Here is a 19,134-nt window from a genome sequence, read left to right as displayed (position 1 = left end):
GGGGGCGGATGGGAGACTTGCCGCATGCCAGTCCTCGACCCGAACCCCCAGAACGGCCAGAAGAAGATGCTGCTCGTCTTCGGCGGCTTCCTCGCGATCTTCGTGATCATCGGCATCATCGCGACGATCGCCTCGCCGTGACCCCGCCCCGGCCGGATGGTGGGGTTAACCCCCCATCCCCTAGGGGGTAAGGGTCAGGGTCAAGTGGGTGGACCTCCGGATGGGTCGGGGCCCGCGGATTCCGTAGCTTCGAGATGTGCCCGCGACAGGCGGGACGCGGAGCACGGACCAGGGACGCTCGAAGACCAGCGGAGGCACTCATGTCGGCCCCTACCTACACCCGGCCTCCCCGCGCGACCCGGGGCGGCGTCGACAGCCGGCTCCCCTGGTGGGCCCTCGCCCTGCCCGTGCTCGCCTTCGTGACGCTGCTCCTGCTGATACTCAACCCCGCCGACGCGCACGCGGCCACCGAGCAGCCGGCCATCGCCCACCTGCTGGAGCGGCTGCTCCAGCTGACCGTGGGCTGAGGCCGGACCCGGGCCCGGACGCGCGTACGGCGGTGAATCCGCATGTCAACTACCTGCGCCCCGTGGCCTGTTTCATGCGAAGCTGGATGCCATGAGCGTCGCAGAACCCCGCAGGATTGTCCTTTTCCGGCATGCGAAAGCCGACTGGCCACAGGTGACCGACCACGAGCGACCGCTCGCTGATCGGGGTCGCAAGGACGCCGCAGAGGCCGGGCGACGGCTGGCGGACACCGGTGTCGCCTTCGATCAGGCCCTGTGCTCCACCTCGACCCGGACCCGCGAGACCTGGAAGCTCGCCGTCCACGAGTTCCCGCACCGGCCGAAAACCGTCTACGAGGAGCGGATCTACGAGGCCTCGCCCGGCGAGCTGATCGCCGTGCTCAACGAGACCCCCGACGACCTGCGGAACGTGCTGGTGATCGGCCACAACCCGGGCATGGAGGGACTCGCCGAGATCCTGGCCGGCTCGGCCGAGGACGAGGCGCGCGGACGGATGGGGCGCCGGGGCTTCCCGACCGCCGCCTTCGCCGTCCTGACCTTCACCGGCTCCTGGAAGGACGTGGAGCCCGGGGCGGCCTCCCTGGTCGATTACTGGGCGCCGACCGACTGACCGGGCCGCACCCGGCGCACACCGCTGACGCGGCGGGCCCGGCGCCGTACGGTCCGGGCCCTCGTCGCAGGTTCAGAGCCCGTCGGAGGGCAGGCCGAGGTCCTCGCCGAGACCGTCGTCCAGCGTGTCCGCGGCCTCCACCTCCTCGCGGGTGATGCCGAGCAGGTAGAGGACGGTGTCCAGGAAGGGCACGTTCACCGCGGTGTGCGCCGCCTCGCGCACCACCGGTTTGGCGTTGAAGGCGACCCCGAGACCCGCCGCGTTCAGCATGTCCAGGTCATTGGCGCCGTCACCGATCGCCACGGTCTGCGACAGCGGTACGCCCGCCTCGGCGGCGAACCGTCGCAGCAGCCGCGCCTTGCCCGCCCGGTCCACGATCTCCCCGGTGACCCGGCCGGTCAGCCTGCCGTCGACGATCTCCAGGGTGTTGGCCTGGGCGAAGTCCAGCCCCAGCCGCTCCTTGAGATCATCGGTGACCTGCGTGAATCCGCCGGAGACGACCCCCACCTGGTAGCCGAGCCGCTTCAGCGTGCGGATCAGGGTGCGGGCACCCGGCGTCAGCCGCACCTCGGCGCGGACCTTGTCCACCACGGAGGCGTCCAGCCCCGCCAGCAGCGCCACGCGAGCGTGCAGCGACTGCTCGAAGTCCAGCTCCCCGCGCATCGCGGCCGCCGTCACGTCGGCGACCTTGTCCTCGCACCCGGCGTGCGCGGCGAACAGCTCGATGACCTCGTCCTGGATCAGCGTGGAGTCCACGTCCATCACCACCAGGCGCTGCGCCCGCCGGTGCAGCCCCGCCGAGACGACCGCGACGTCCACACCGAGCGCCGCGGCCTCCGTGGCCAGCGCCGTGCGCAGAGGCTCGGTCGCCACGCCGGACACCGCGAACTCGACGGCGGTCACGGGGTACTTGGCCAGCCGGAAGATACGGTCGATGTTGCTGCCGACCTCGGTGATCCGGGCCGCTATGGCGGCCGTCGCCTCGGCGGTGAGCGGGTGCCCGAGCACCGTGACCAGCGAGCGGCCGAGACCGCGCGGCCGGTTGTCGCCGATACCGGAGATGATCTCCGCCTGGAGTTTCAGCGACTCGGCCCAGCCGTGGACGGTGGCCCGCAGATCGCCCTCCAGACCGCGGGGCGGCTCGGTCACGAGCGCGCACAGCACGATCCGGCCACGGGTGACGACCTGCTCGATGTCGACGACGTCGACGGAGTAGGCGGCGAGGGTGTCGAACAGGCCGGCCGTGATGCCCGGCCGGTCCTTGCCGAAGATCTTGACGAGAAGCGTGGGAACGTCAGAGGTCTGCGTAGCGCTCATGGTGGTCCAACCGTATCCGGCACCCGGTGCCTGCCGCCCTCGAGGTCCGCCTGACGGACAGCGCCACTGCCCCGCACCACCCTGCATCACCTCTCACTCCCCGTCCCTCGGCCTCCTCGGCGGCGCGGGCGGTGGCGGAGGCGGGGGCGGCGGGACCTCGCCCCAGCGGCGTGACGGCGGCCGTTCCCCCGGGTGCGGTGGCCGCCGGGGTGCTCCCGGCGGCGGCCCGAGCGGGCCCGCCACGGTCGGGGCGCCGTACACGTCGTCGCCCGCCCGGCGGTGCGGGTCGGCGTACTGTCCGGCGGCACCCTGCCCAGGTCCCGGGCACGGACCCGAGGCGGACGCCCCGTGATCGAGGCCACCGGCATCCGGCGCCGCCACCACCCCGGCACCCCGTGCCAGCCCCGTCGCCCGCACCCCCGCCGCCCCGCTCGCCCGCGCCAGCAACGCCCCGGCGGCCCCCGCCCCCGCACCCCACAGGGCGCCCAGCAGCAGAGCCGTGCCGAGGTGGGCGCGGAGGTCGAGGCCCGCGCCGAAGGCGTCGATGCCGAGCACCGACAGCGAGGCGTCCACGGACACCTCGCTCAGCCAGGAGAGCAGCGGCAGCGCCGCCCCGGTCGCGAGGCCGAGCCGCAGCGCGCAGCGCCCCACGAAAGCGGGGGAGCGCCCCTCGCCCGGAGCCATGGGGGTCCGTACCGCCGTCAGGACCCCGGCCAGCAACATCATCAGGGCCGCCGCCACCCCCAGCAGCCACACCCGTCCGTCCAGCTCCGCCAGCCGCGCCAGCGTGACCGGCTCGTCGGCGCCCGCGCCCAGCAGGTCGTCCAGCGGAGCGGGGAGAACCCGCACGAGTTCGCCGGTGGCCCGCCCGTCCCACGGCACGAACAGGCCGACCGGGACGCCGAGCCAGACCCCGTTCGGCGCCCCGAGGAGCGCGGCGGCCGCGATCCGCCGCGGATGGTCGTCGCCGACCGCCGCGTAGACGGCCGCCGCGATGCCGGCCGCCACCGCGGTCAGGGCCACCGTGACCACGGCGGACACGGCGGGCCGCACCACCCGGTGCACGGCCGCGCACCCGCGCGGCAGCGGAGTACTGCGCGAGGCCAGCAGCGCGATCAGCAGAACCCCGGCGGACCAGGCCAGCCCGCCCAGCAGGGTCGGCGCGGTGTCGACGCTGATACCGACCGCGGCCTCGGCGTCGACGAGGTCACCGATCCGGTCGGGGAGCAGCCCGCCGATGTCACCCACGTCCCCGAGCCCCGGAATCTCCACGCCGCCGCCGGGCAGCTCGTCGATCCCCAGCGCACCGCCGTCGATCGTGATGATGTCGTGACCCGCCCAGACCAGACCACCCGTCATCGCCACGAACAGGGCGACCACCGCACCCGCGCGTGCGAGGAGTTCGGCGGGGGAGACGACAACTCCGGCCCCGCGCAGGGAGCGCAGGAAGAAGTACGACAGCAGCAGCGCGCCGACCACGCTCACGCCCAATGGCGTGATCTCGATGGCCGAGTACGCCTCCGCCCCCTTCAGCCCGAACGCCGACACGTCTCCGTCTGGTGTCACCGAACCGCCCGCGCCCAGCGCCACGACCGCCGCCGTCATCGGGCCCAGCGAGCCCGCCGCGTCCGCGTCCAGCAGGTGCAGACCGAGCGCCGCCGTTCCCGCCATGCCGATCAACGCCCAGCTCACAGCGGCGATCGCGGACAGCAGCACGTCTCCCCACGGCACCCTGGCGGCATACCCCTCGGACCCGACGCTCGTGCACGCGCTCATGGCAGACCCCCCGATCCGCTGCGCGGCGGAGTTGCCGCGCATGTCCCCCTCGCGTGGATTACCACTCTCCGAGCAGGTTTCAACCCCGTCAACGGGATCGGCCGATGGGTGCCTACGCAGTTTTCACAAGGCCCGACTTTCGGTCAGGGGCCCGAGCCTGAAATAGTTCCCCCCGATGTTCGACATCCCTAGACTCCCCGCGACGGGGGTACATCGGGGGACAACTCAGTGGGGCTTGGAGTGCCGGAACTCGTACTGGAATCCAACGGACGGACCTGGACGCTCGATCCGTCCCGGTCATACGCGCTCGGACGCGATCCGCAGGGGGAGCTTGTCTTTGACGACGCCAGGGTGTCCTGGCGTCATGCCACGATCACTTTCAACGGCCGCAGTTGGGTCGTCGAGGACCACGGGAGCACCAACGGCACGTTCGTGCACGGGCAGCGCGTCCAGCGGATGGAGCTCGGCGCCGGCAGCGTGCTGAACCTGGGCAACGCGACCGACGGACCGCGCGTCGAGCTGACCGGCGTACAGGCCCCGGCCGGAACGCCGCAGGCCCAGCCCCAGCAGACGCCGCAGGCCCAGCCCCAGCAGCAGCCGTACGCCGCGCAGGGCGCGAACGCCGGCTGGGCCCAGCAGGCCCCGGCGCAGCAGCCGCCGCAGCAGGTCCCGCAGCACGGGCAGCCGCACCAGCAGCCCCAGCACGGGCAGCCGCACCAGCAGCCCCAGCAGGGCGGCTGGCAGCAGCCGCAGCAGCAGGGCGCGCCGCACTTTCCCCAGCAGCAGGGCTCCGGTGGCGCGGCGGGGGCGCCGCCGGTCTACGGCGACCGCAGCCCGACCACGTTCCACCAGTTCTCGCTCGGCCGTGTGATGCGCATCGGCCGTGCCCTGGAGAACGAGCTGGTCGTCTCCGACCTCCAGGTCTCCCGCAACCACGCGGAGTTCCACGCGACGCCCGACGGGCGCATGGAGATCCGTGACCTGGGCTCGCACAACGGCACGTACGTCAACGGCCAGCCGATCGCCAAGGGCGGCTCGCAGCTGCTCGGCCCGACCGACATCGTCGGCGTCGGCCACTCGACGTTCCGGATCGTAGGGGACCGGCTCGAGGAGTTCGTCGACACCGGTGAGGTCTCCTTCTCCGCCCGGCACCTGACCGTCACGGTCGACGGCGGCAAGCAGATCCTCCGGGACGTCTCCTTCGGCGTGCCCGAGAAGTCGCTGATCGCGGTCATCGGACCGTCCGGATCCGGCAAGTCGACCCTGCTCAAGGCGCTCACCGGCTACCGGCCGGCCGACCAGGGCGAGGTCCTCTACGACAACCGGAACCTGTACAAGCAGTTCGCCGAGCTGCGGCAGCGCATCGGTCTGGTCCCGCAGGACGACATCCTGCACAAGGAGCTGACCGTCAAGAAGGCCCTCAAGTACGCGGCGAAGCTCCGCTTCCCGGCCGACACCACGGCCGCGGAGCGCGACGCCCGCATCGACGAGGTGCTCCGCGAGCTGAAGCTGGACATCCACAAGGACAAGAAGGTCACGTCCCTGTCCGGCGGCCAGCGCAAGCGCGTCTCCGTCGCCCTGGAGCTGCTCACCAAGCCGTCGCTGATCTTCCTGGACGAGCCGACCTCCGGCCTCGACCCGGGCATGGACCGCGACGTCATGCAGCTGCTGCGCGGGCTGGCCGACGACGGCCGCACCGTCCTCGTCGTCACCCACTCGGTGGCCGAGCTGGCGATCTGCGACAAGCTGCTGGTGATGGCGCCGGGCGGCTCCGTGGCCTACTTCGGTCCGCCCGAGGAGGCACTGAACTTCTTCGGCTACGACACGTGGGCCGACGTCTTCTCCGCCTTCGAGGAGTACCGCGACTACGACTGGGCGGGCCGCTGGAAGGGTTCGCAGCACTACCAGATGTACGCCGCGGACATCGACGCCGTCGCCCCGCAGTCCGTACCGGTTCCGGCGATGCAGGCGATGAAGCCGCCGAAACCGCAGGGCTGGATGTCGCAGTTCGTGACGCTGGTGCGGCGCTACGTCTCGGTGATCGTCTCCGACAAGGGCTTCCTCGCCCTGATGGTGATCCTGCCGGCCGTGCTGGGCGCGGTGAGCCTGCTGATCGACGCGGACAAGGGCCTGCTGCCCAACCCGCCCAATCCGCAGAGCGGCCGGATCATCCCGAACGGCACCGCCACCACGGTCCTGCTGATCCTCGCGGTGGGAGCCTGCTTCGCCGGCGCCGCGAACTCGGTCCGCGAGCTGATCAAGGAACGGGTGATCTACGAGCGGGAACGCGCGACCGGCCTGTCGCGGTCCGCGTACCTGATGTCCAAGGTCTTCGTGCTCGGCATGATCACCGTGCTGCAGGGTCTGCTGGTCGGTGTGATCGGCTTCGCCAACCGCGAGATCCCCGAAGAGGGCCTGATCCTCGGCGGCGCGACCCTCGTCGAGCTGTCCCTGCCGATCATGGCGCTGGGCTTCACGTCGATGATGTTCGGCCTGATCATCTCGTCGCTGGTGAAGACCGCCGAGAAGACCATGCCGCTGCTGGTCATGTTCGCGATCATCCAGGTCGTCTTCACCGGCTGCCTCTTCGCGCTGAACGGCGCGGTCGGCGTCAACCAGTTCTCGTACCTGATGCCCTCGCGCTGGGCGGTGGCCGCGGCCGGCGCCACGCTGGACTTCAACAAGATCAGTCCGCCCGAGGAGGGCGCCGAGGCCGATCCGCTGTGGGAGCACACCGTGGGCGCCTGGGGCATGGACATGGCCGCGCTGATCGTCCTCGGCGTGATCTGCGGCTTCTTCGTGGCCCGCTTCCTGCGCCGGCACGAACCCGAGGTCATGCGCAAGTGACGCGTGACCGCGGGTGACCGCGGCGAGACGCCCCGAAGGGCGGCACCCCGTCAGGAGGGTGCCGCCCTTCGGCGTTCGGTGCGGCGTCTGTGTCGGCGTCGGTGTGAAGAGGTCCGCGCCGACCTCAGTACGCGCTGTCGACGTTGTCCATGGTGCCGTACTTGTCCGCGGCGTAGTTGCACGCGGCGACGATGTTGGCGACCGGGTCCCAGATGTTCTTCGAGGTGCCGGCCACGTGGTAGGCCTCGAAGGTCGGCGGGATGACCTGGAGCAGGCCCTTCGACGGGATGCCGTTGATGGCGTTGATGTCCCAGTCGTTGATGGCCTTCGGGTTGCCGGAGGACTCCCGCATGATGTTGCGGTGGATGCCCTCGTAGGAGCCGGGGATGTCGTGCTTCTTCATGATGGCCCGGGCCTCGCGGATCCAGCCGTCGAGGTTGTCCGGGTACGACTTCTTGACCTCGGCGCGCTTGGCGGACCGGCTGGCGGCCTCCTTCGCCTCACGCTTGGCGGCGGCCTTCTTCGCGGCCTTCTTCGCCGCGGCCTTCTCGGCGGCGGCCTTCTTCGCGGCCGCCTCCTTCTTGGCCTCGATGGTGGCGACCTTCTGGCTGGCACCGGCCAGCTGGCCGGTGACGCCGGCGTGGACGTCCTGGATCTGCTTGGTGCTGTACGCCACCTTGGCCGTCGGAGCGGCCTCGCTCGTGGTCGTCTGGCCGCTGGCCGGCACGGCGGTGAGGGCGACGGCGGCGGCGCCGAGCGTGCCGACACCGGCTATGGCGGCCTTCTGGGTGCGGGTCATGGAACGACTGCGACCACGGGAAAGGATGTTCTTCAGCATGGCGGGATGGACCTCTTCGAATAGCGCGGAGGTCGCTCTCGTCCGGTGGGGACAGGGGTGCTTCCGGCACAAACGCCGCCCGGGAGAACCCGCGGCGCTGAGCGACGAGAGCAATTCTTAGCGGCCGCAAAATCCGGAGGCAAAGGTGTGACGTACGATCCGGGGTAGTGGATCAGGGAACGGCGAAACGGGGCATATTGGACTATCTGCCCCGCTCAAAACGGACGAGTGGTACTCCTACTCCTCTTCGTACGTGACGTGCGCCCTATGCCCGGGCTCACATCGACCCCCCGTCGTTCTCACCGTTGGTTGCTGGAGCAATGCACTGTGTGAGTGGTTGCGCGACCCTCTCCTACGGCAGGAGGAGATGCACGTCGCCGAACTCGTGCCACAGGTAGCGCCCCCGTACCGCCGCGTCGTACCCGAGGTCGATCGCGGCCCGCCCCGCCACCGCCTCCAGCATCAGCAGATGCGAGGCCTCGGGCTCGTGCAGCCCGGTCAGCAGCCCGTCCACCACCCGCACCCCGCGCTCCGGGGTCACGACCAGATCGGTCCACCCCGCCCGGGCCCGTACGACACCGTCACCGCCGGCCGCCGACTCCACCGCCCGCACGGCGGTCGTCCCCACGGCCACCACCCGCCGTCCGGCGGCCCGCGCGGCGTTGATCAGCCGCGCCGACTCCCCGGGCACCGAGAACCGCTCCGGATACGGCGGCTCGTGCGACTCCGCCGAAGCCACCCCCGTGTGCAGCGTCACGGGCGCGAACTGCACGCCGCGGCTCACCAGCTCCGTCACCAGCCGTGCCGTGAAGGGGCGCGCCGCGCTCGGCATCTCCGCGCTGCCCGTCCCGTCGGGCGTCGGCAGCGCGAACACCGTCTGGTACACGGACAGCGGCTGGTCCCGTTCCGTGTACGAGTAGCGAATGGGCCGCCCGTGCTCCCGCAGCACCGCGGTCACCTCCGCCCCCGACACCCGCGCCCACCACAACCGGTCCCCGCGCGTACTCAGCGGCTCCTCCGCCACCAGCCGCCCACCGCCCGGCAGCCGCACCACCGTCCCCTTCGCCACGCACGCACGCGCGCGCGTGGTGGTGCCCCTCCCGTCCGGCTCCCGCACCTCCACCGCCCACCGGCCGTCGTCCCCGCGCGTGGAGAAGTGCACCACCACACGCGCGTGCCCGACGGACCCGTCGACCGCGGCCGCCAGCGTCGGCGACGTGTTGACCACCAGCAGATCACCGGCCCGCAGCAGCCCCGGCAGCTCACCGAACACGTGATGCGACACCTCGGTGCCCCGCGACACCAGCAGCCGTACGCCGTCCCGGTCCAGGCCCGGCCCCCGCTGCTCGGCCGGCACCCGCGCCGACAGCTCCTCCGGCACCCTCAGCGCCACCGTCATGACCGCGCCTCCAGCAGGGCCGGAGCCCCGTAGCGCCCACTGGCCGGCCGCTCGTCCAGCAACCGCAGGAGCGCCGGAACGACACGCACCGGATCGGGCCTCGGATCGTCGTCGTCCGGTACGGCCGCCGCGTACAGGTCCGTGGCCATGTCCCCCGGATCCACCGCCCAGACCCGCAGCCCCGGCTCCTCGACGCCCAGCACCGCCGCCAGCTGGTCCAGCGCCGCCTTGGACGCCCCGTAGCCGCCCCACGTCTCGTACGCCTCGGCCGCCGCGTCCGAGCTGATCGTCAGCACCGCGCCCGCCGGGGCCGCCCGCAGCGCAGGCAGTGCCTCCTGGACCAGGCCGAGCGCGGCCACGACGTTCACCTCCAGGGCCCGCCGCAGCCCGTCCGCCGGCAGCTCCGCCAGCCGCACCAGAGGCTCCGCACCCAGCGCGCTCGCGTTGCTGACCAGCAGATCCACCCCGCCCAGCCGCCCCGCCTCCGTCACCAGCCCGGTCCGGTGCCAGGGATCGGTGACGTCCCCGGGCAACGCCGTCACGCGCGTGCCGTACGCCTCCAGCGCCGCCGCCGTGTCCTTGAGCACCTCGGGGGTCCGGGCGTCCAGCACCAGATCCCAGCCCCGAGCCGCCAGCGCCTCGGCGAGCGCTCGGCCCAGCCCCTTCGACGCTCCCGTGATGATCGCGACCGGCATGACACACGTCCCCTCGTCGTCCCCGCCGCCACCCGTCCGGTACGGCGTGATCCTCAACGTAGGAACCGGGCCCCACCCGCCGCCTCGGGCACCGGCCCCAACCGGGCAGGGTCCTTCGCCCTAGGCCGGAAGGGCGGGACCTCGGACCTAGGCCCACCGCCCTAGGCGGCGGCGGCCACAGGTCCGATCCCCCCTGTCACCCCCCGCCGGTACCGTGAGGACATGAGTCACGGCCCCCGGTCCGGCCTCGCCGCGGTGAGTTCCGCGCTGCTGGCCATGAGCAGGCACCTGGAGGTGCGCGACGTCCTCAAGACGATCGTCGCCTCGGCCCGCGAGCTGCTGGACGCCCAGTACGCCGCCCTCGGCGTCCCCGACGACCACGGCGGCTTCGCCCAGTTCGTGGTCGACGGCGTCAGCGACGAGCAGTGGAAGGCCATCGGCCCCCTCCCGCGCCAGCACGGCATCCTCGCCGCGATGCTCCACGAGGCCACGCCCGAGCGGCTCGCCGACGTCCGCGAGGACCCCCGCTTCGGCGGCTGGCCCTCCGCCCACCCCGACCTGGTCGACTTCCTGGGCCTGCCGATCCGCGACGGCGACGAGATCATCGGCGCCTTGTTCCTGGCCAACAAGCTGTGCCCTGTGGAGGGACACCCCCCACACCCCCCGGGCCCCAAACCCGAGGGCACCTGCGGCTTCACGCCCGACGACGAGGAACTGCTCGGCATCCTCGCCCAGCACGCCGCCATCGCCCTCACCAACGCGCGCCTGTACGAACGCAGCCGCGAGCTGACCATCGCCGAGGAGCGCTCCCGCCTCGCCCACGAGCTGCACGACGCGGTCAGCCAGAAGCTCTTCTCGCTGCGCCTGACCGCCCAGGCCGCCACCGCCCTGGTCGACCGCGACCCCGCGCGGGCCAAGGGTGAGCTGCAGCAGGTCGCCGCCCTCGCCGCGGAGGCCGCCGACGAGCTGCGCGCCGCCGTCGTGGAGCTGCGCCCCGCCGCCCTGGAGGAGGACGGCCTCGTCGCCACCCTGCGCACCCAGATCCAGGTCCTCGACCGCGCCCACAGCGCGCGCGTGACCTTCGCCGGACACGGGGTCAAGGCCCTGCCCGCCGCCCAGGAGGAGGCGATGCTGCGCGTCGCCCAGGAGGCGCTGCACAACGCCCTGCGCCACTCCGAGGCGGCACGCGTCGACGTGACCCTGCACCGGAAGGGCACCGGCGCCGTACTGCGGGTCACCGACGACGGCAGCGGCTTCGACCCGCGCACCGTGCGCCGCGCGGGACGCCACCTCGGCCTGGTCTCGATGCGCGACCGGGCCAACGGCACCGGGGGAAGACTCACCGTGCAGTCCGCGCCCGGCAAGGGCACCACGATCGAGATGGAGGTCCCCGGTGGCTGACGCAATCAAGGTGCTGCTCGTCGACGATCACCAGGTGGTCCGCCGGGGCCTGCGCACCTTCCTGGAGGTGCAGGACGACATCGTGGTGGTCGGGGAGGCCGCCGACGGCGCCGAAGGAGTCGACCGCGCCCAGGAACTGAAACCCGACGTGATCCTCATGGACGTCAAGATGCCGGGCATGGACGGCGTCGACGCGCTGCGCAGGCTCCGCGAGCTGGACAACCACGCGCGCGTACTGGTCGTCACCAGCTTCACCGAGCAGCGCACCGTCGTCCCGGCCCTGCGCGCGGGCGCGGCGGGTTACGTCTACAAAGACGTCGACCCCGAGGCGCTGGCCGGTGCCATCCGCTCCGTCCACGCCGGCCACATCCTGCTCCAGCCCGAGGTGGCCGGCGCCCTGCTCAGCCAGGACGAGGGCAATTCCGGCCAGGGCAGGGCGGGTTCACTCACGGAGCGCGAGCGCGAGGTGCTGGGTCTGATCGCGGACGGCCGCTCCAACCGGGAGATCGCCCGGGCGCTGGTGCTCTCCGAGAAGACCGTCAAGACCCACGTCTCGAACATCCTCATGAAGCTCGACCTGTCGGACCGCACGCAGGCCGCGCTGTGGGCCGTACGCCACGGCGTGACCGGCTGACGGAAGGTTCCCTTCCGGTCGGAGATTCATACCGTCGTGGGAATGTCCCCCATATGGCGCATCCTTTGCGGGGGCCGGCCGTTCTCCAGTGCGTGCCGCGGCGACTGCCGCGGCGATCGCAAGGAGGGCTTGTAAGTGAAGAACCTGAAGAAGGCAGCGGCCGTGACGATGGTGGCCGGCGGGCTGATCGCCGCCGGCGCGGGGATGGCCTCCGCCACCGACGGGTCCCAGGCCCACGGCGAGGCCATCGGCTCCCCGGGCGTCGCCTCCGGCAACCTGGTCCAGGCGCCGATCCACATCCCGGTCAACGCCGTCGGCAACAGCGTCAACGTCATCGGCGTCCTGAACCCGGCCTTCGGCAACCTGGGCGTCAACCACTGACCCAGCCGGCCCCACGCCGCCCCTCGGTCCTCCCGCACAGCTGCGGGCAGTCGTGCCGCTGGGGCGGCACGGGTGGGCGCAGCGGCACCTCGTCAGAGCCGCTGCGGTCACCGACCCCGCTCCTCCACAACGGAGTTGTACGCCGCAACTTGCGCCCGCCGAGCCGTCCGCTCCACCGGCCGCAAGGCCTCCCCCCGCGCCGCCATCTCGGACGCGCTCACCGCACCACCGTGACCGTTCTCATACGCCAGCGACACCAGCGCCCCCACCCGCTGCGCCAACTCCAGCACCCGCACCGCCCGCGGCGGATACCCCGGCGCCAGCACCTCCCGACCGCGCTCGGCCCGCGCCCGGTACGCCGCGACCGCCGCCTCCGCCACCGGTCCCGACCCGGCCACGTCCAGCCGCGTCAGCATCTCCGTCGCGTCGCGCAGCGCCTCCGCCAGCTCCCGCTCCGCCTCCCCGAGCGTGGGCACGTCCGCGGGCGGCGCCTCCCGCACCGGCAGGCAGTGCCAGACGACCTCGACATGCACGTCACCCTCGGGCCCGGCCTCGTGCACCTCGGGCACCAGCCCCACCGCCGCACCGTGACAGACCACCGCCTCCTCCGCCTCCAGCGCCCGCGCGTTGAAGTCCGGGGGCCCGCTCAGGCCCAGCGGATGCCCCGGCGCGGGCAGCGCGACCCGCAGCCCCGTCGCCCCGAGCGCCCGCAGCCGGCCGAGCGCCAGCGTGAGACCGACGGGCGCCGGTTCGCCCGGCAGCCCCTCCACCCGATGCACCGCGTCCTCCCCGACGATCGCCACCGCGGCGTCATCAGGCGAGACCATTCCGGCAATAAGGGCATTTCCCCAGGCGGCAAGGCGCCCTGCGCGTGGTTCCGAGAGCATGCCCCCACCCTAAGGACCGGACCGATGGAACGGTCATGCCGACCGGTGGCGTAGATTTCCTGGAGGGCCTGCGCCCACCGGCGCGGCGGCCCGAGCCAAGGCGTACGCGACAGCCGAGACCGGCCACAATGCAAGGGGAGACAACGCGCTCATGAGCGATGTTCTGGAGCTTCAGGACGTATCCGTGGTCCGCGAGGGCCGGGCTCTGGTGGACCAGGTCTCCTGGTCGGTGAAGGAGGGCGAACGCTGGGTCATCCTCGGCCCCAACGGCGCCGGCAAGACCACCCTCCTCAATGTCGCGTCCAGCTACCTCTACCCCAGCCAGGGCACCGCCACCATCCTCGGCGAGACGCTCGGCAAGCCCGGCACCGACGTCTTCGAGCTGCGCCCGCGCATCGGCATGGCCGGCATCGCCATGGCCGACAAGCTGCCCAAGCGCCAGACCGTCCTGCAGACCGTGCTGACCGCCGCCTACGGCATGACGGCCGGCTGGCACGAGGACTACGAGGACATCGACGAGCAGCGCGCCCGCGCCTTCCTCGACCGCCTCGGCATGACCGAGTACCTGGAGCGGAAGTTCGGCACCCTCTCCGAGGGCGAGCGCAAGCGCACCCTCATCGCCCGCGCCCTGATGACCGACCCCGAGCTGCTGCTCCTGGACGAGCCGGCCGCCGGCCTCGACCTCGGCGGCCGCGAGGACCTCGTCCGCCGCCTCGGCCGGCTCGCCCGCGACCCCATCGCGCCCTCCATGATCATGGTCACCCACCACGTCGAGGAGATCGCGCCGGGCTTCACCCACGTCCTGATGATCCGTCAGGGCAAGGTCATGGCCGCCGGCCCGCTGGAGCTGGAACTCACCTCCCGCAACCTCTCCCTCTGCTTCGGACTCCCGCTCGTCGTCGAGCAGAACGGCGACCGCTGGACCGCACAGGGCCTGCCGCTGTCCTGACCCGCCCCCCGTGCGCCCTGTCCCCAGCCCACCCGACGGACCTACCATGACCATGTGAACGACATCGACGCATGGGTGTGGTGGCTCGTCGCCGCGGCAGCGCTCGGAATCCCGCTCGTCGTGACCGCGATGCCGGAGTTCGGGATGTTCGCCGTCGGGGCGGTCGCCGCCGCCGTGGCCTCCGGGTTCGGCGCGGACCTCGTCGTCCAGGTCCTCGTCTTCGTCGTCGTATCGGTCGCCCTCATCGCGGTCGTACGGCCCATCGCCGCGCGACATCGCTCCCAACGGCCCCAACTGGCCACGGGAGTCGACGCCCTGAAGGGCAGACAGGCCGTCGTCGTGGAGCGGGTCGACGGCTCCGGCGGCCGGATCAAACTCGCCGGCGAGATCTGGTCGGCACGCGCCCTGGACACCGGGCGCGCCTTCGAAACGGGTGAGGAAGTGGACGTCGTGGACATCGAGGGGGCCACGGCGATCGTCATGTGACCCCGCCGCGCACAACTGGCCCGAACGGGCCCCGAGTCGTGCGACGGTCTGTCAGACTCGACCAGCAAGATCCTCAACAGCCGTAAGATCAGCAGTCGTCAGGGTCGGAGAAGGGGACGGACAACCACGATGGAACCGGTCATCATCGTTTTGATCATCCTGGTGGTGTTGGTCTTCATCGCCCTGATCAAGACCATCCAGGTCATCCCGCAGGCCAGCGCCGCCATCGTCGAGCGCTTCGGCCGCTACACGCGGACCCTCAACGCGGGCCTCAACATCGTGGTCCCGTTCATCGACACCATCCGCAACCGCATCGACCTGCGTGAACAGGTCGTCCCCTTCCCGCCGCAGCCGGTCATCACCCAGGACAACCTGGTCGTCAACATCGACACCGTCATCTACTACCAGGTGACCGACGCCCGCGCCGCGACCTACGAGGTGGCCAGCTACATCCAGGCCATCGAGCAGCTCACCGTCACCACGCTGCGCAACATCATCGGCGGCATGGACCTGGAACGGACCCTGACCTCTCGCGAGGAGATCAACGCGGCCCTGCGCGGCGTCCTCGACGAGGCCACCGGCAAGTGGGGCATCCGCGTCAACCGCGTCGAGCTCAAGGCCATCGAACCGCCCACCTCCATCCAGGACTCGATGGAGAAGCAGATGCGCGCCGACCGCGACAAGCGCGCCGCCATCCTCCAGGCCGAAGGTGTCCGGCAGTCCGAGATCCTGCGCGCCGAGGGCGAGAAGCAGTCCCAGATCCTGCGCGCCGAAGGTGAGGCCAAGGCCGCCGCCCTGCGCGCCGAGGGCGAGGCCCAGGCCGTCCGCACGGTCTTCGAGGCCATCCACGCCGGCGACCCGGACCAGAAGCTGCTCTCCTACCAGTACCTCCAGATGCTCCCGAAGATCGCCGAGGGCGACGCCAACAAGCTCTGGATCGTCCCCAGCGAAATCGGCGACGCCCTCAAGGGCCTGTCCGGCGCCATGGGCAACCTCGGCGGCCTGGGCGGCGGCGGAACCCCCAGCGTCCCCGCCCAGGAACGCCGAGAGAAGCCGACGATCGACTGAAGGCGCGGTACGCGCCCTCAGGGGCGCGGGGAACTGCGCGACCAGCCACGGACGGCCGGCAGCCCGAAGACCACCCATGCCCCGACGGCGCAGCCGTCACGCCGCGTCCAGCACCAACCACCCCGGCAGCGCATCGAAGTCGTCCCGAGCCAGCGCCAGCAACATCGCATCAGCGGGCGTAGGCTCAAACGGCTCCCGAAGCAACGGCATCCCCGCCTGCTCCGGCGTCCGGTTCGCCTTGCGGTGATTGTCCTCCGCACACGAGGCCACCGTGTTCAGCCACGAGTCCTGCCCACCGTGCGACCTCGGCACCACGTGGTCGACGGTCGTCGCCCGCCGCCCGCAGTACGCGCACCGGTGCCGGTCCCGGACCAGCACGCCCCGCCTCGACCAGGGAGCGCGTCTTCGAAAAGGCACCCGTACGTATTGGCAGAGCCTGATCACCCGTGGCGCCGGTATGTCGAGCGCGGCTCCGCGCATCCGCAGTTCGGGGTGGGCCTGCTCGACGACGGCCTTGTCCTGGAGCACCAGAACGACGGCTCGGTTCAACGTCACCGTCGACAACGGCTCGAAGCTCGCGTTCAGCACCAGCGTGTCCCGCATACCAGCCCACCTCCCGTGTGCACCGGCCCACCCCGTGGCGGGCTGGGATCAACTCTGGCCGGGCACGCCGAGATGGACAACGCAATATCCGCTGCTCCAGGGGCGACGATCCCCCCCCGCCACCCCTGGCAATAAAAATGCCCGCCCCTGATCCATTCCAAGACCGGGGGCGGGCAAACGTTCCATGAACGCTCGGAACGCTCAGCTGTCGGCGGGCACCTCGTACTCACCGATCAGCTGGGCGCGCCCGATCGTGTGGAACCGCAGATTGAAGCCGACGAACGCCGGGCTCCCCTCCGCGTCCGGGCCGAGCTTCTCCTGGTCCACGGCGTACACCGTGAACACATACCGGTGCGGCCCGTCCCCGGGCGGCGGCGCGGCACCGCCGAAGTCCTTGCTGCCGTAGTCGTTGCGCGCGTGTACGGCACCCTGGGGCAGCCCCTCGAACGTGCCGCTGCCCGCACCCACCGGCAGCTCGGTCACCGACGCCGGGATGTCGAACACCACCCAGTGCCAGAACCCGCTGCCCGTGGGGGCGTCCGGGTCGTAGCAGGTCACGGCGAAGCTCTTGGTCTCGGCGGGGAAGCCCTCCCACCGCAGGTGCGGAGAGGTGTCGCCGGCCGCGTGGACCTGAGCGTCCTTGAGCGCCCCGCCCTCCTGGACGTCGTCACTCGTGACCGTGAACGACGGCACGGGCGGGTGGAAGTCATGGGGGAGCGGACGCCGCTTCAGCTCGGTCACCTCGGTACCTCCTGAATGTCTGGTGCAGAGATGACCGAGCCTAGATCCATCAGAACCAGTTGCGCTTGCTGCCGACCTCCGACAGCCACTGGTTGAGGTACGCCGTCCAGTCGGTGCCCTGGTAGTCGTTCAGCCCCACCTTGAAGGAGCGGAAGGTGTCGCTGCCCTCGCTGAACAGCCCCGGCTTCTTGTCCATCTCCAGGACGACGTCCATTGCCTGGGCGTCGGCCACGAAGCTCAGCTCGACCTGGTTCAGCCCCCGGTACTGCTGCGGCGGCAGGAACTCGATCTCCTGGTAGAAGGGGAGCTGCTGCCGCGTACCCCGGATGTGGCCACGCTCCATGTCGGCGCTCTTGAACCGGAAGCCCAGCCCGATGAACGCGTCCAGGATCGCCTTCTGCGCCGGCAGCGGATGCACGTTGATCGGGTCCAGGTCACCGGAGTCCACGGCACGCGCGATCTCCAGCTCCGTGGTGACGCCGATGTTCATCCCGCGCAGCGACTGTCCGTCGATCATGGTGATCGGCGTCTCCCACGGGATCTCAAGACCGAACGGCACCGCGTGCACGACACCGGCCTTCAGCTCGAAGGCCCCACCGAGCCGCACCTTGGTGAACTCGATGTCCTGCTTGTACTCCTGGTCGCCGCTCTCCACCTCGACCTTGGCCTGGAGCCCGACGGACAGCCCCTCGATCTCCTGGTCGACGGATCCGCCCTGAATCCGCACCTCGCCCTGGACGACACCCCCCGGTACGACGTTGACCTCATTGAGCACGGTCTCGACCGAAGCCCCGCCGGCCCCCAGGCTCGCGAGCAGCTTCTTGAACGCCATGTCTCTCCTCCAGGCTTGCGTGTGAACCCTTGATCCCTACAAACGCGATCCGGCCGTGGCCGGTTCCGCGTCCCACACCCTGGCAAGCCGGACGCCCCCTGGCCACCCCGCGCACGGACCCGGCTGCGTTACGCTCGGACGGCATGATCGCGAGCCCCGACCGTACGCCCCTGCCCAGGGAATTCTTCGACCGGCCCGTCCTCGAGGTGGCCCCCGATCTCCTTGGCCGCATCCTCGTGCGCGACACCCCGGACGGTCCGATCGCCCTCCGCCTGACGGAGGTCGAGGCCTACGACGGTCAGAACGACCCCGGCTCGCACGCCTACCGCGGTCGGACCCCCCGCAACGACGTGATGTTCGGTCCGCCCGGACACGTGTACGTCTACTTCACCTACGGCATGTGGTTCTGCATGAACCTGGTGTGCGGTCCCGACGGCACCGCGAGCGCCGTCCTGCTCCGCGCCGGCGAGATCATCGAGGGCGCCGAGCTGGCCCGGACTCGTCGACTCTCCGCCCGCAATGACAAGGAACTGGCCAAAGGACCGGCCCGTTTGGCCACCGCCCTGGGCGTGGACCGAGCCCTGGACGGCACCGACGCGTGCACGTCCGAGGACACCCCGCTGCGCATCCTGACCGGCGCCGCCGTGCCCCGCGACCAGGTACGCAACGGTCCACGGACCGGCGTGGCCGGCGAGGGCGGCGTTCATCCGTGGCGCTACTGGGTCGCCGACGACCCGACGGTCAGCCCGTATCGGGCCCATGTCCCGAAGCGGCGCCGAAGTTGACTCTCCTTTGGGGGGCGCGTAACGTAGCCCGAGCCGCTTGACCCGGTTACGGCATTCGCCAGCAGCCGAGAGCGGCCAACCCACTACCTACGACTTCCCTGAGCGGGAGCGAATTCGGCGTGCCCGCATGCCTGAATTCAACTCGCCGGACCCGATTATGAGTCCACGGAGAAATCGGCTAGCGTAGTGAATGTCGAAAGGCCGACGGGCGAAAGTCCGAGACCCCAGACAAAACCCCGCCGACGGGGAATCGGACCGAAAAGGATCTGATAGAGTCGGAAACGCAAGACCGAAGGGAAGCGCCCGGAGGAAAGCCCGAGAGGGTGAGTACAAAGGAAGCGTCCGTTCCTTGAGAACT

General features: G+C 71.1%; 20 protein-coding genes. 11 read left to right on the top strand and 9 right to left on the bottom strand.

Going from position 1 to position 19,134, the window contains the following annotated elements:
* Positions 1–24: 24 nt before the first annotated feature.
* The 3 genes from ACFC1X_RS27140 (at position 25) to ACFC1X_RS27130 (ending at position 1,137) form a co-directional block, all read left to right on the top strand.
* Entirely contained in the window at positions 25–141 is a 117-nt protein-coding gene (locus tag ACFC1X_RS27140; protein WP_107420105.1) for an SGM_5486 family transporter-associated protein, read from the top strand.
* Positions 142–320: 179 nt separating this feature from the next.
* Complete coding sequence (locus ACFC1X_RS27135) at positions 321–527, top strand: hypothetical protein (RefSeq protein WP_125492635.1); 207 nt, start codon at positions 321–323, stop codon at positions 525–527.
* Between the two features lie 91 nt (positions 528–618).
* On the top strand, positions 619–1,137 hold the full coding sequence (locus ACFC1X_RS27130) for a histidine phosphatase family protein (RefSeq protein WP_376357948.1): 519 nt from the start codon (positions 619–621) through the stop codon (positions 1,135–1,137).
* A 72-nt stretch (positions 1,138–1,209) separates the two neighbouring features.
* Here the strand turns inward: ACFC1X_RS27130 and serB are convergent, their stop codons facing one another.
* Together serB and ACFC1X_RS27120 are read right to left on the bottom strand one after the other, a co-directional pair.
* Positions 1,210–2,454, bottom strand: coding sequence for a phosphoserine phosphatase SerB (gene serB, locus ACFC1X_RS27125; protein ID WP_376357945.1), 1,245 nt, complete (start codon positions 2,452–2,454; stop codon positions 1,210–1,212).
* 93 nt (positions 2,455–2,547) lie between these two features.
* Positions 2,548–4,230: a streptophobe family protein gene (locus tag ACFC1X_RS27120; RefSeq protein ID WP_376357942.1), complete on the bottom strand. Its 1,683-nt coding sequence runs from the start codon at positions 4,228–4,230 to the stop codon at positions 2,548–2,550.
* Positions 4,231–4,470: 240 nt separating this feature from the next.
* Between ACFC1X_RS27120 and ACFC1X_RS27115 the strand changes: the two genes are divergently transcribed.
* Positions 4,471–7,077: an FHA domain-containing protein gene (locus ACFC1X_RS27115; protein WP_376357939.1), complete on the top strand. Its 2,607-nt coding sequence runs from the start codon at positions 4,471–4,473 to the stop codon at positions 7,075–7,077.
* 124 nt (positions 7,078–7,201) lie between these two features.
* Here the strand turns inward: ACFC1X_RS27115 and ACFC1X_RS27110 are convergent, their stop codons facing one another.
* The 3 genes from ACFC1X_RS27110 to ACFC1X_RS27100 form a co-directional block, all read right to left on the bottom strand.
* Entirely contained in the window at positions 7,202–7,915 is a 714-nt protein-coding gene (locus tag ACFC1X_RS27110; RefSeq protein WP_376357936.1) for a transglycosylase SLT domain-containing protein, read from the bottom strand.
* 352 nt (positions 7,916–8,267) lie between these two features.
* Positions 8,268–9,314 (bottom strand): S-adenosylmethionine:tRNA ribosyltransferase-isomerase, encoded by a 1,047-nt coding sequence (locus ACFC1X_RS27105; RefSeq protein WP_376357934.1) that lies wholly within the window; start codon positions 9,312–9,314, stop codon positions 8,268–8,270.
* On the bottom strand, positions 9,311–10,009 hold the full coding sequence (locus tag ACFC1X_RS27100) for an SDR family NAD(P)-dependent oxidoreductase (protein WP_376357931.1): 699 nt from the start codon (positions 10,007–10,009) through the stop codon (positions 9,311–9,313). The genes ACFC1X_RS27105 and ACFC1X_RS27100 overlap by 4 nt, the downstream gene beginning before the upstream one ends.
* A gap of 222 nt (positions 10,010–10,231) precedes the next feature.
* Between ACFC1X_RS27100 and ACFC1X_RS27095 the strand changes: the two genes are divergently transcribed.
* The 3 genes from ACFC1X_RS27095 to chpE all read left to right on the top strand — a co-directional run bounded on the left by ACFC1X_RS27095 (position 10,232) and on the right by chpE (position 12,425).
* Complete coding sequence (locus tag ACFC1X_RS27095; RefSeq protein ID WP_376357929.1) at positions 10,232–11,410, top strand: GAF domain-containing sensor histidine kinase; 1,179 nt, start codon at positions 10,232–10,234, stop codon at positions 11,408–11,410.
* Positions 11,403–12,044 carry a response regulator gene (locus ACFC1X_RS27090; RefSeq protein ID WP_376357926.1) on the top strand — a complete coding sequence of 214 codons (642 nt, stop codon included), beginning with the start codon at positions 11,403–11,405 and terminating at the stop codon, positions 12,042–12,044. Before ACFC1X_RS27095 ends, ACFC1X_RS27090 begins: the two co-directional genes overlap by 8 nt.
* A gap of 135 nt (positions 12,045–12,179) precedes the next feature.
* On the top strand, positions 12,180–12,425 hold the full coding sequence (chpE, locus tag ACFC1X_RS27085; protein ID WP_376357924.1) for a chaplin ChpE: 246 nt from the start codon (positions 12,180–12,182) through the stop codon (positions 12,423–12,425).
* A 107-nt stretch (positions 12,426–12,532) separates the two neighbouring features.
* Here chpE and ACFC1X_RS27080 read toward each other — a convergent pair whose 3' ends face one another.
* Complete coding sequence (locus ACFC1X_RS27080; RefSeq protein ID WP_376357921.1) at positions 12,533–13,312, bottom strand: hypothetical protein; 780 nt, start codon at positions 13,310–13,312, stop codon at positions 12,533–12,535.
* Between the two features lie 151 nt (positions 13,313–13,463).
* On the opposite strand from ACFC1X_RS27080, the gene ACFC1X_RS27075 reads away from it, so the two are divergent.
* The 3 genes from ACFC1X_RS27075 to ACFC1X_RS27065 all read left to right on the top strand — a co-directional run bounded on the left by ACFC1X_RS27075 (position 13,464) and on the right by ACFC1X_RS27065 (position 15,815).
* Entirely contained in the window at positions 13,464–14,261 is a 798-nt protein-coding gene (locus tag ACFC1X_RS27075; protein ID WP_234953224.1) for an ABC transporter ATP-binding protein, read from the top strand.
* A 54-nt stretch (positions 14,262–14,315) separates the two neighbouring features.
* Positions 14,316–14,747, top strand: coding sequence for an NfeD family protein (locus ACFC1X_RS27070; RefSeq protein WP_376357917.1), 432 nt, complete (start codon positions 14,316–14,318; stop codon positions 14,745–14,747).
* Between the two features lie 129 nt (positions 14,748–14,876).
* A complete protein-coding gene (locus ACFC1X_RS27065; RefSeq protein WP_376357914.1) occupies positions 14,877–15,815 on the top strand; it encodes an SPFH domain-containing protein in 939 nt (312 codons plus the stop codon).
* 96 nt (positions 15,816–15,911) lie between these two features.
* On the opposite strand, the gene ACFC1X_RS27060 is transcribed toward ACFC1X_RS27065, so the two are convergent.
* From ACFC1X_RS27060 to ACFC1X_RS27050, 3 genes are all read right to left on the bottom strand, one after another.
* Positions 15,912–16,418, bottom strand: coding sequence for an HNH endonuclease (locus ACFC1X_RS27060; protein WP_376357912.1), 507 nt, complete (start codon positions 16,416–16,418; stop codon positions 15,912–15,914).
* A 201-nt stretch (positions 16,419–16,619) separates the two neighbouring features.
* Positions 16,620–17,159 (bottom strand): YbhB/YbcL family Raf kinase inhibitor-like protein, encoded by a 540-nt coding sequence (locus tag ACFC1X_RS27055; protein ID WP_376357909.1) that lies wholly within the window; start codon positions 17,157–17,159, stop codon positions 16,620–16,622.
* 49 nt (positions 17,160–17,208) lie between these two features.
* Positions 17,209–17,991: a sporulation protein gene (locus ACFC1X_RS27050; protein ID WP_376357906.1), complete on the bottom strand. Its 783-nt coding sequence runs from the start codon at positions 17,989–17,991 to the stop codon at positions 17,209–17,211.
* A gap of 143 nt (positions 17,992–18,134) precedes the next feature.
* On the opposite strand from ACFC1X_RS27050, the gene ACFC1X_RS27045 reads away from it, so the two are divergent.
* The gene (locus ACFC1X_RS27045) at positions 18,135–18,776 is read left to right on the top strand and encodes a DNA-3-methyladenine glycosylase (protein WP_376357903.1); all 642 of its coding nucleotides are present in this window, start codon (positions 18,135–18,137) and stop codon (positions 18,774–18,776) included.
* The last annotated feature ends 358 nt before the right edge of the window (positions 18,777–19,134 follow it).

The sequence above is a fragment of the Streptomyces sp. NPDC056128 genome (assembly GCF_042263835.1).
Taxonomy (GTDB): domain Bacteria; phylum Actinomycetota; class Actinomycetes; order Streptomycetales; family Streptomycetaceae; genus Streptomyces.
The sequence above is the reverse complement of the archived record's forward strand: the minus strand, read 5'-3'. Positions and strand labels throughout refer to the sequence as shown.

Bases quoted from the DNA above. Each gene is read 5' to 3' on its own strand.
- ACFC1X_RS27050 (WP_376357906.1), bottom strand. From the start codon at position 17,991: ATGGCGTTCAAGAAGCTGCTCGCGAGCCTGGGGGCCGGCGGGGCTTCG.
- ACFC1X_RS27130 (WP_376357948.1), top strand. From the start codon at position 619: ATGAGCGTCGCAGAACCCCGCAGGATTGTCCTTTTCCGGCATGCGAAA.
- ACFC1X_RS27080 (WP_376357921.1), bottom strand. From the start codon at position 13,312: ATGCTCTCGGAACCACGCGCAGGGCGCCTTGCCGCCTGGGGAAATGCC.
- ACFC1X_RS27075 (WP_234953224.1), top strand. From the start codon at position 13,464: ATGAGCGATGTTCTGGAGCTTCAGGACGTATCCGTGGTCCGCGAGGGC.
- ACFC1X_RS27105 (WP_376357934.1), bottom strand. From the start codon at position 9,314: ATGACGGTGGCGCTGAGGGTGCCGGAGGAGCTGTCGGCGCGGGTGCCG.
- serB (WP_376357945.1), bottom strand. From the start codon at position 2,454: ATGAGCGCTACGCAGACCTCTGACGTTCCCACGCTTCTCGTCAAGATC.
- ACFC1X_RS27120 (WP_376357942.1), bottom strand. From the start codon at position 4,230: ATGAGCGCGTGCACGAGCGTCGGGTCCGAGGGGTATGCCGCCAGGGTG.
- ACFC1X_RS27135 (WP_125492635.1), top strand. From the start codon at position 321: ATGTCGGCCCCTACCTACACCCGGCCTCCCCGCGCGACCCGGGGCGGC.
- ACFC1X_RS27065 (WP_376357914.1), top strand. From the start codon at position 14,877: ATGGAACCGGTCATCATCGTTTTGATCATCCTGGTGGTGTTGGTCTTC.
- ACFC1X_RS27095 (WP_376357929.1), top strand. From the start codon at position 10,232: ATGAGTCACGGCCCCCGGTCCGGCCTCGCCGCGGTGAGTTCCGCGCTG.
- ACFC1X_RS27110 (WP_376357936.1), bottom strand. From the start codon at position 7,915: ATGCTGAAGAACATCCTTTCCCGTGGTCGCAGTCGTTCCATGACCCGC.
- ACFC1X_RS27140 (WP_107420105.1), top strand. From the start codon at position 25: ATGCCAGTCCTCGACCCGAACCCCCAGAACGGCCAGAAGAAGATGCTG.
- ACFC1X_RS27060 (WP_376357912.1), bottom strand. From the start codon at position 16,418: ATGCGGGACACGCTGGTGCTGAACGCGAGCTTCGAGCCGTTGTCGACG.
- ACFC1X_RS27100 (WP_376357931.1), bottom strand. From the start codon at position 10,009: ATGCCGGTCGCGATCATCACGGGAGCGTCGAAGGGGCTGGGCCGAGCG.
- ACFC1X_RS27045 (WP_376357903.1), top strand. From the start codon at position 18,135: ATGATCGCGAGCCCCGACCGTACGCCCCTGCCCAGGGAATTCTTCGAC.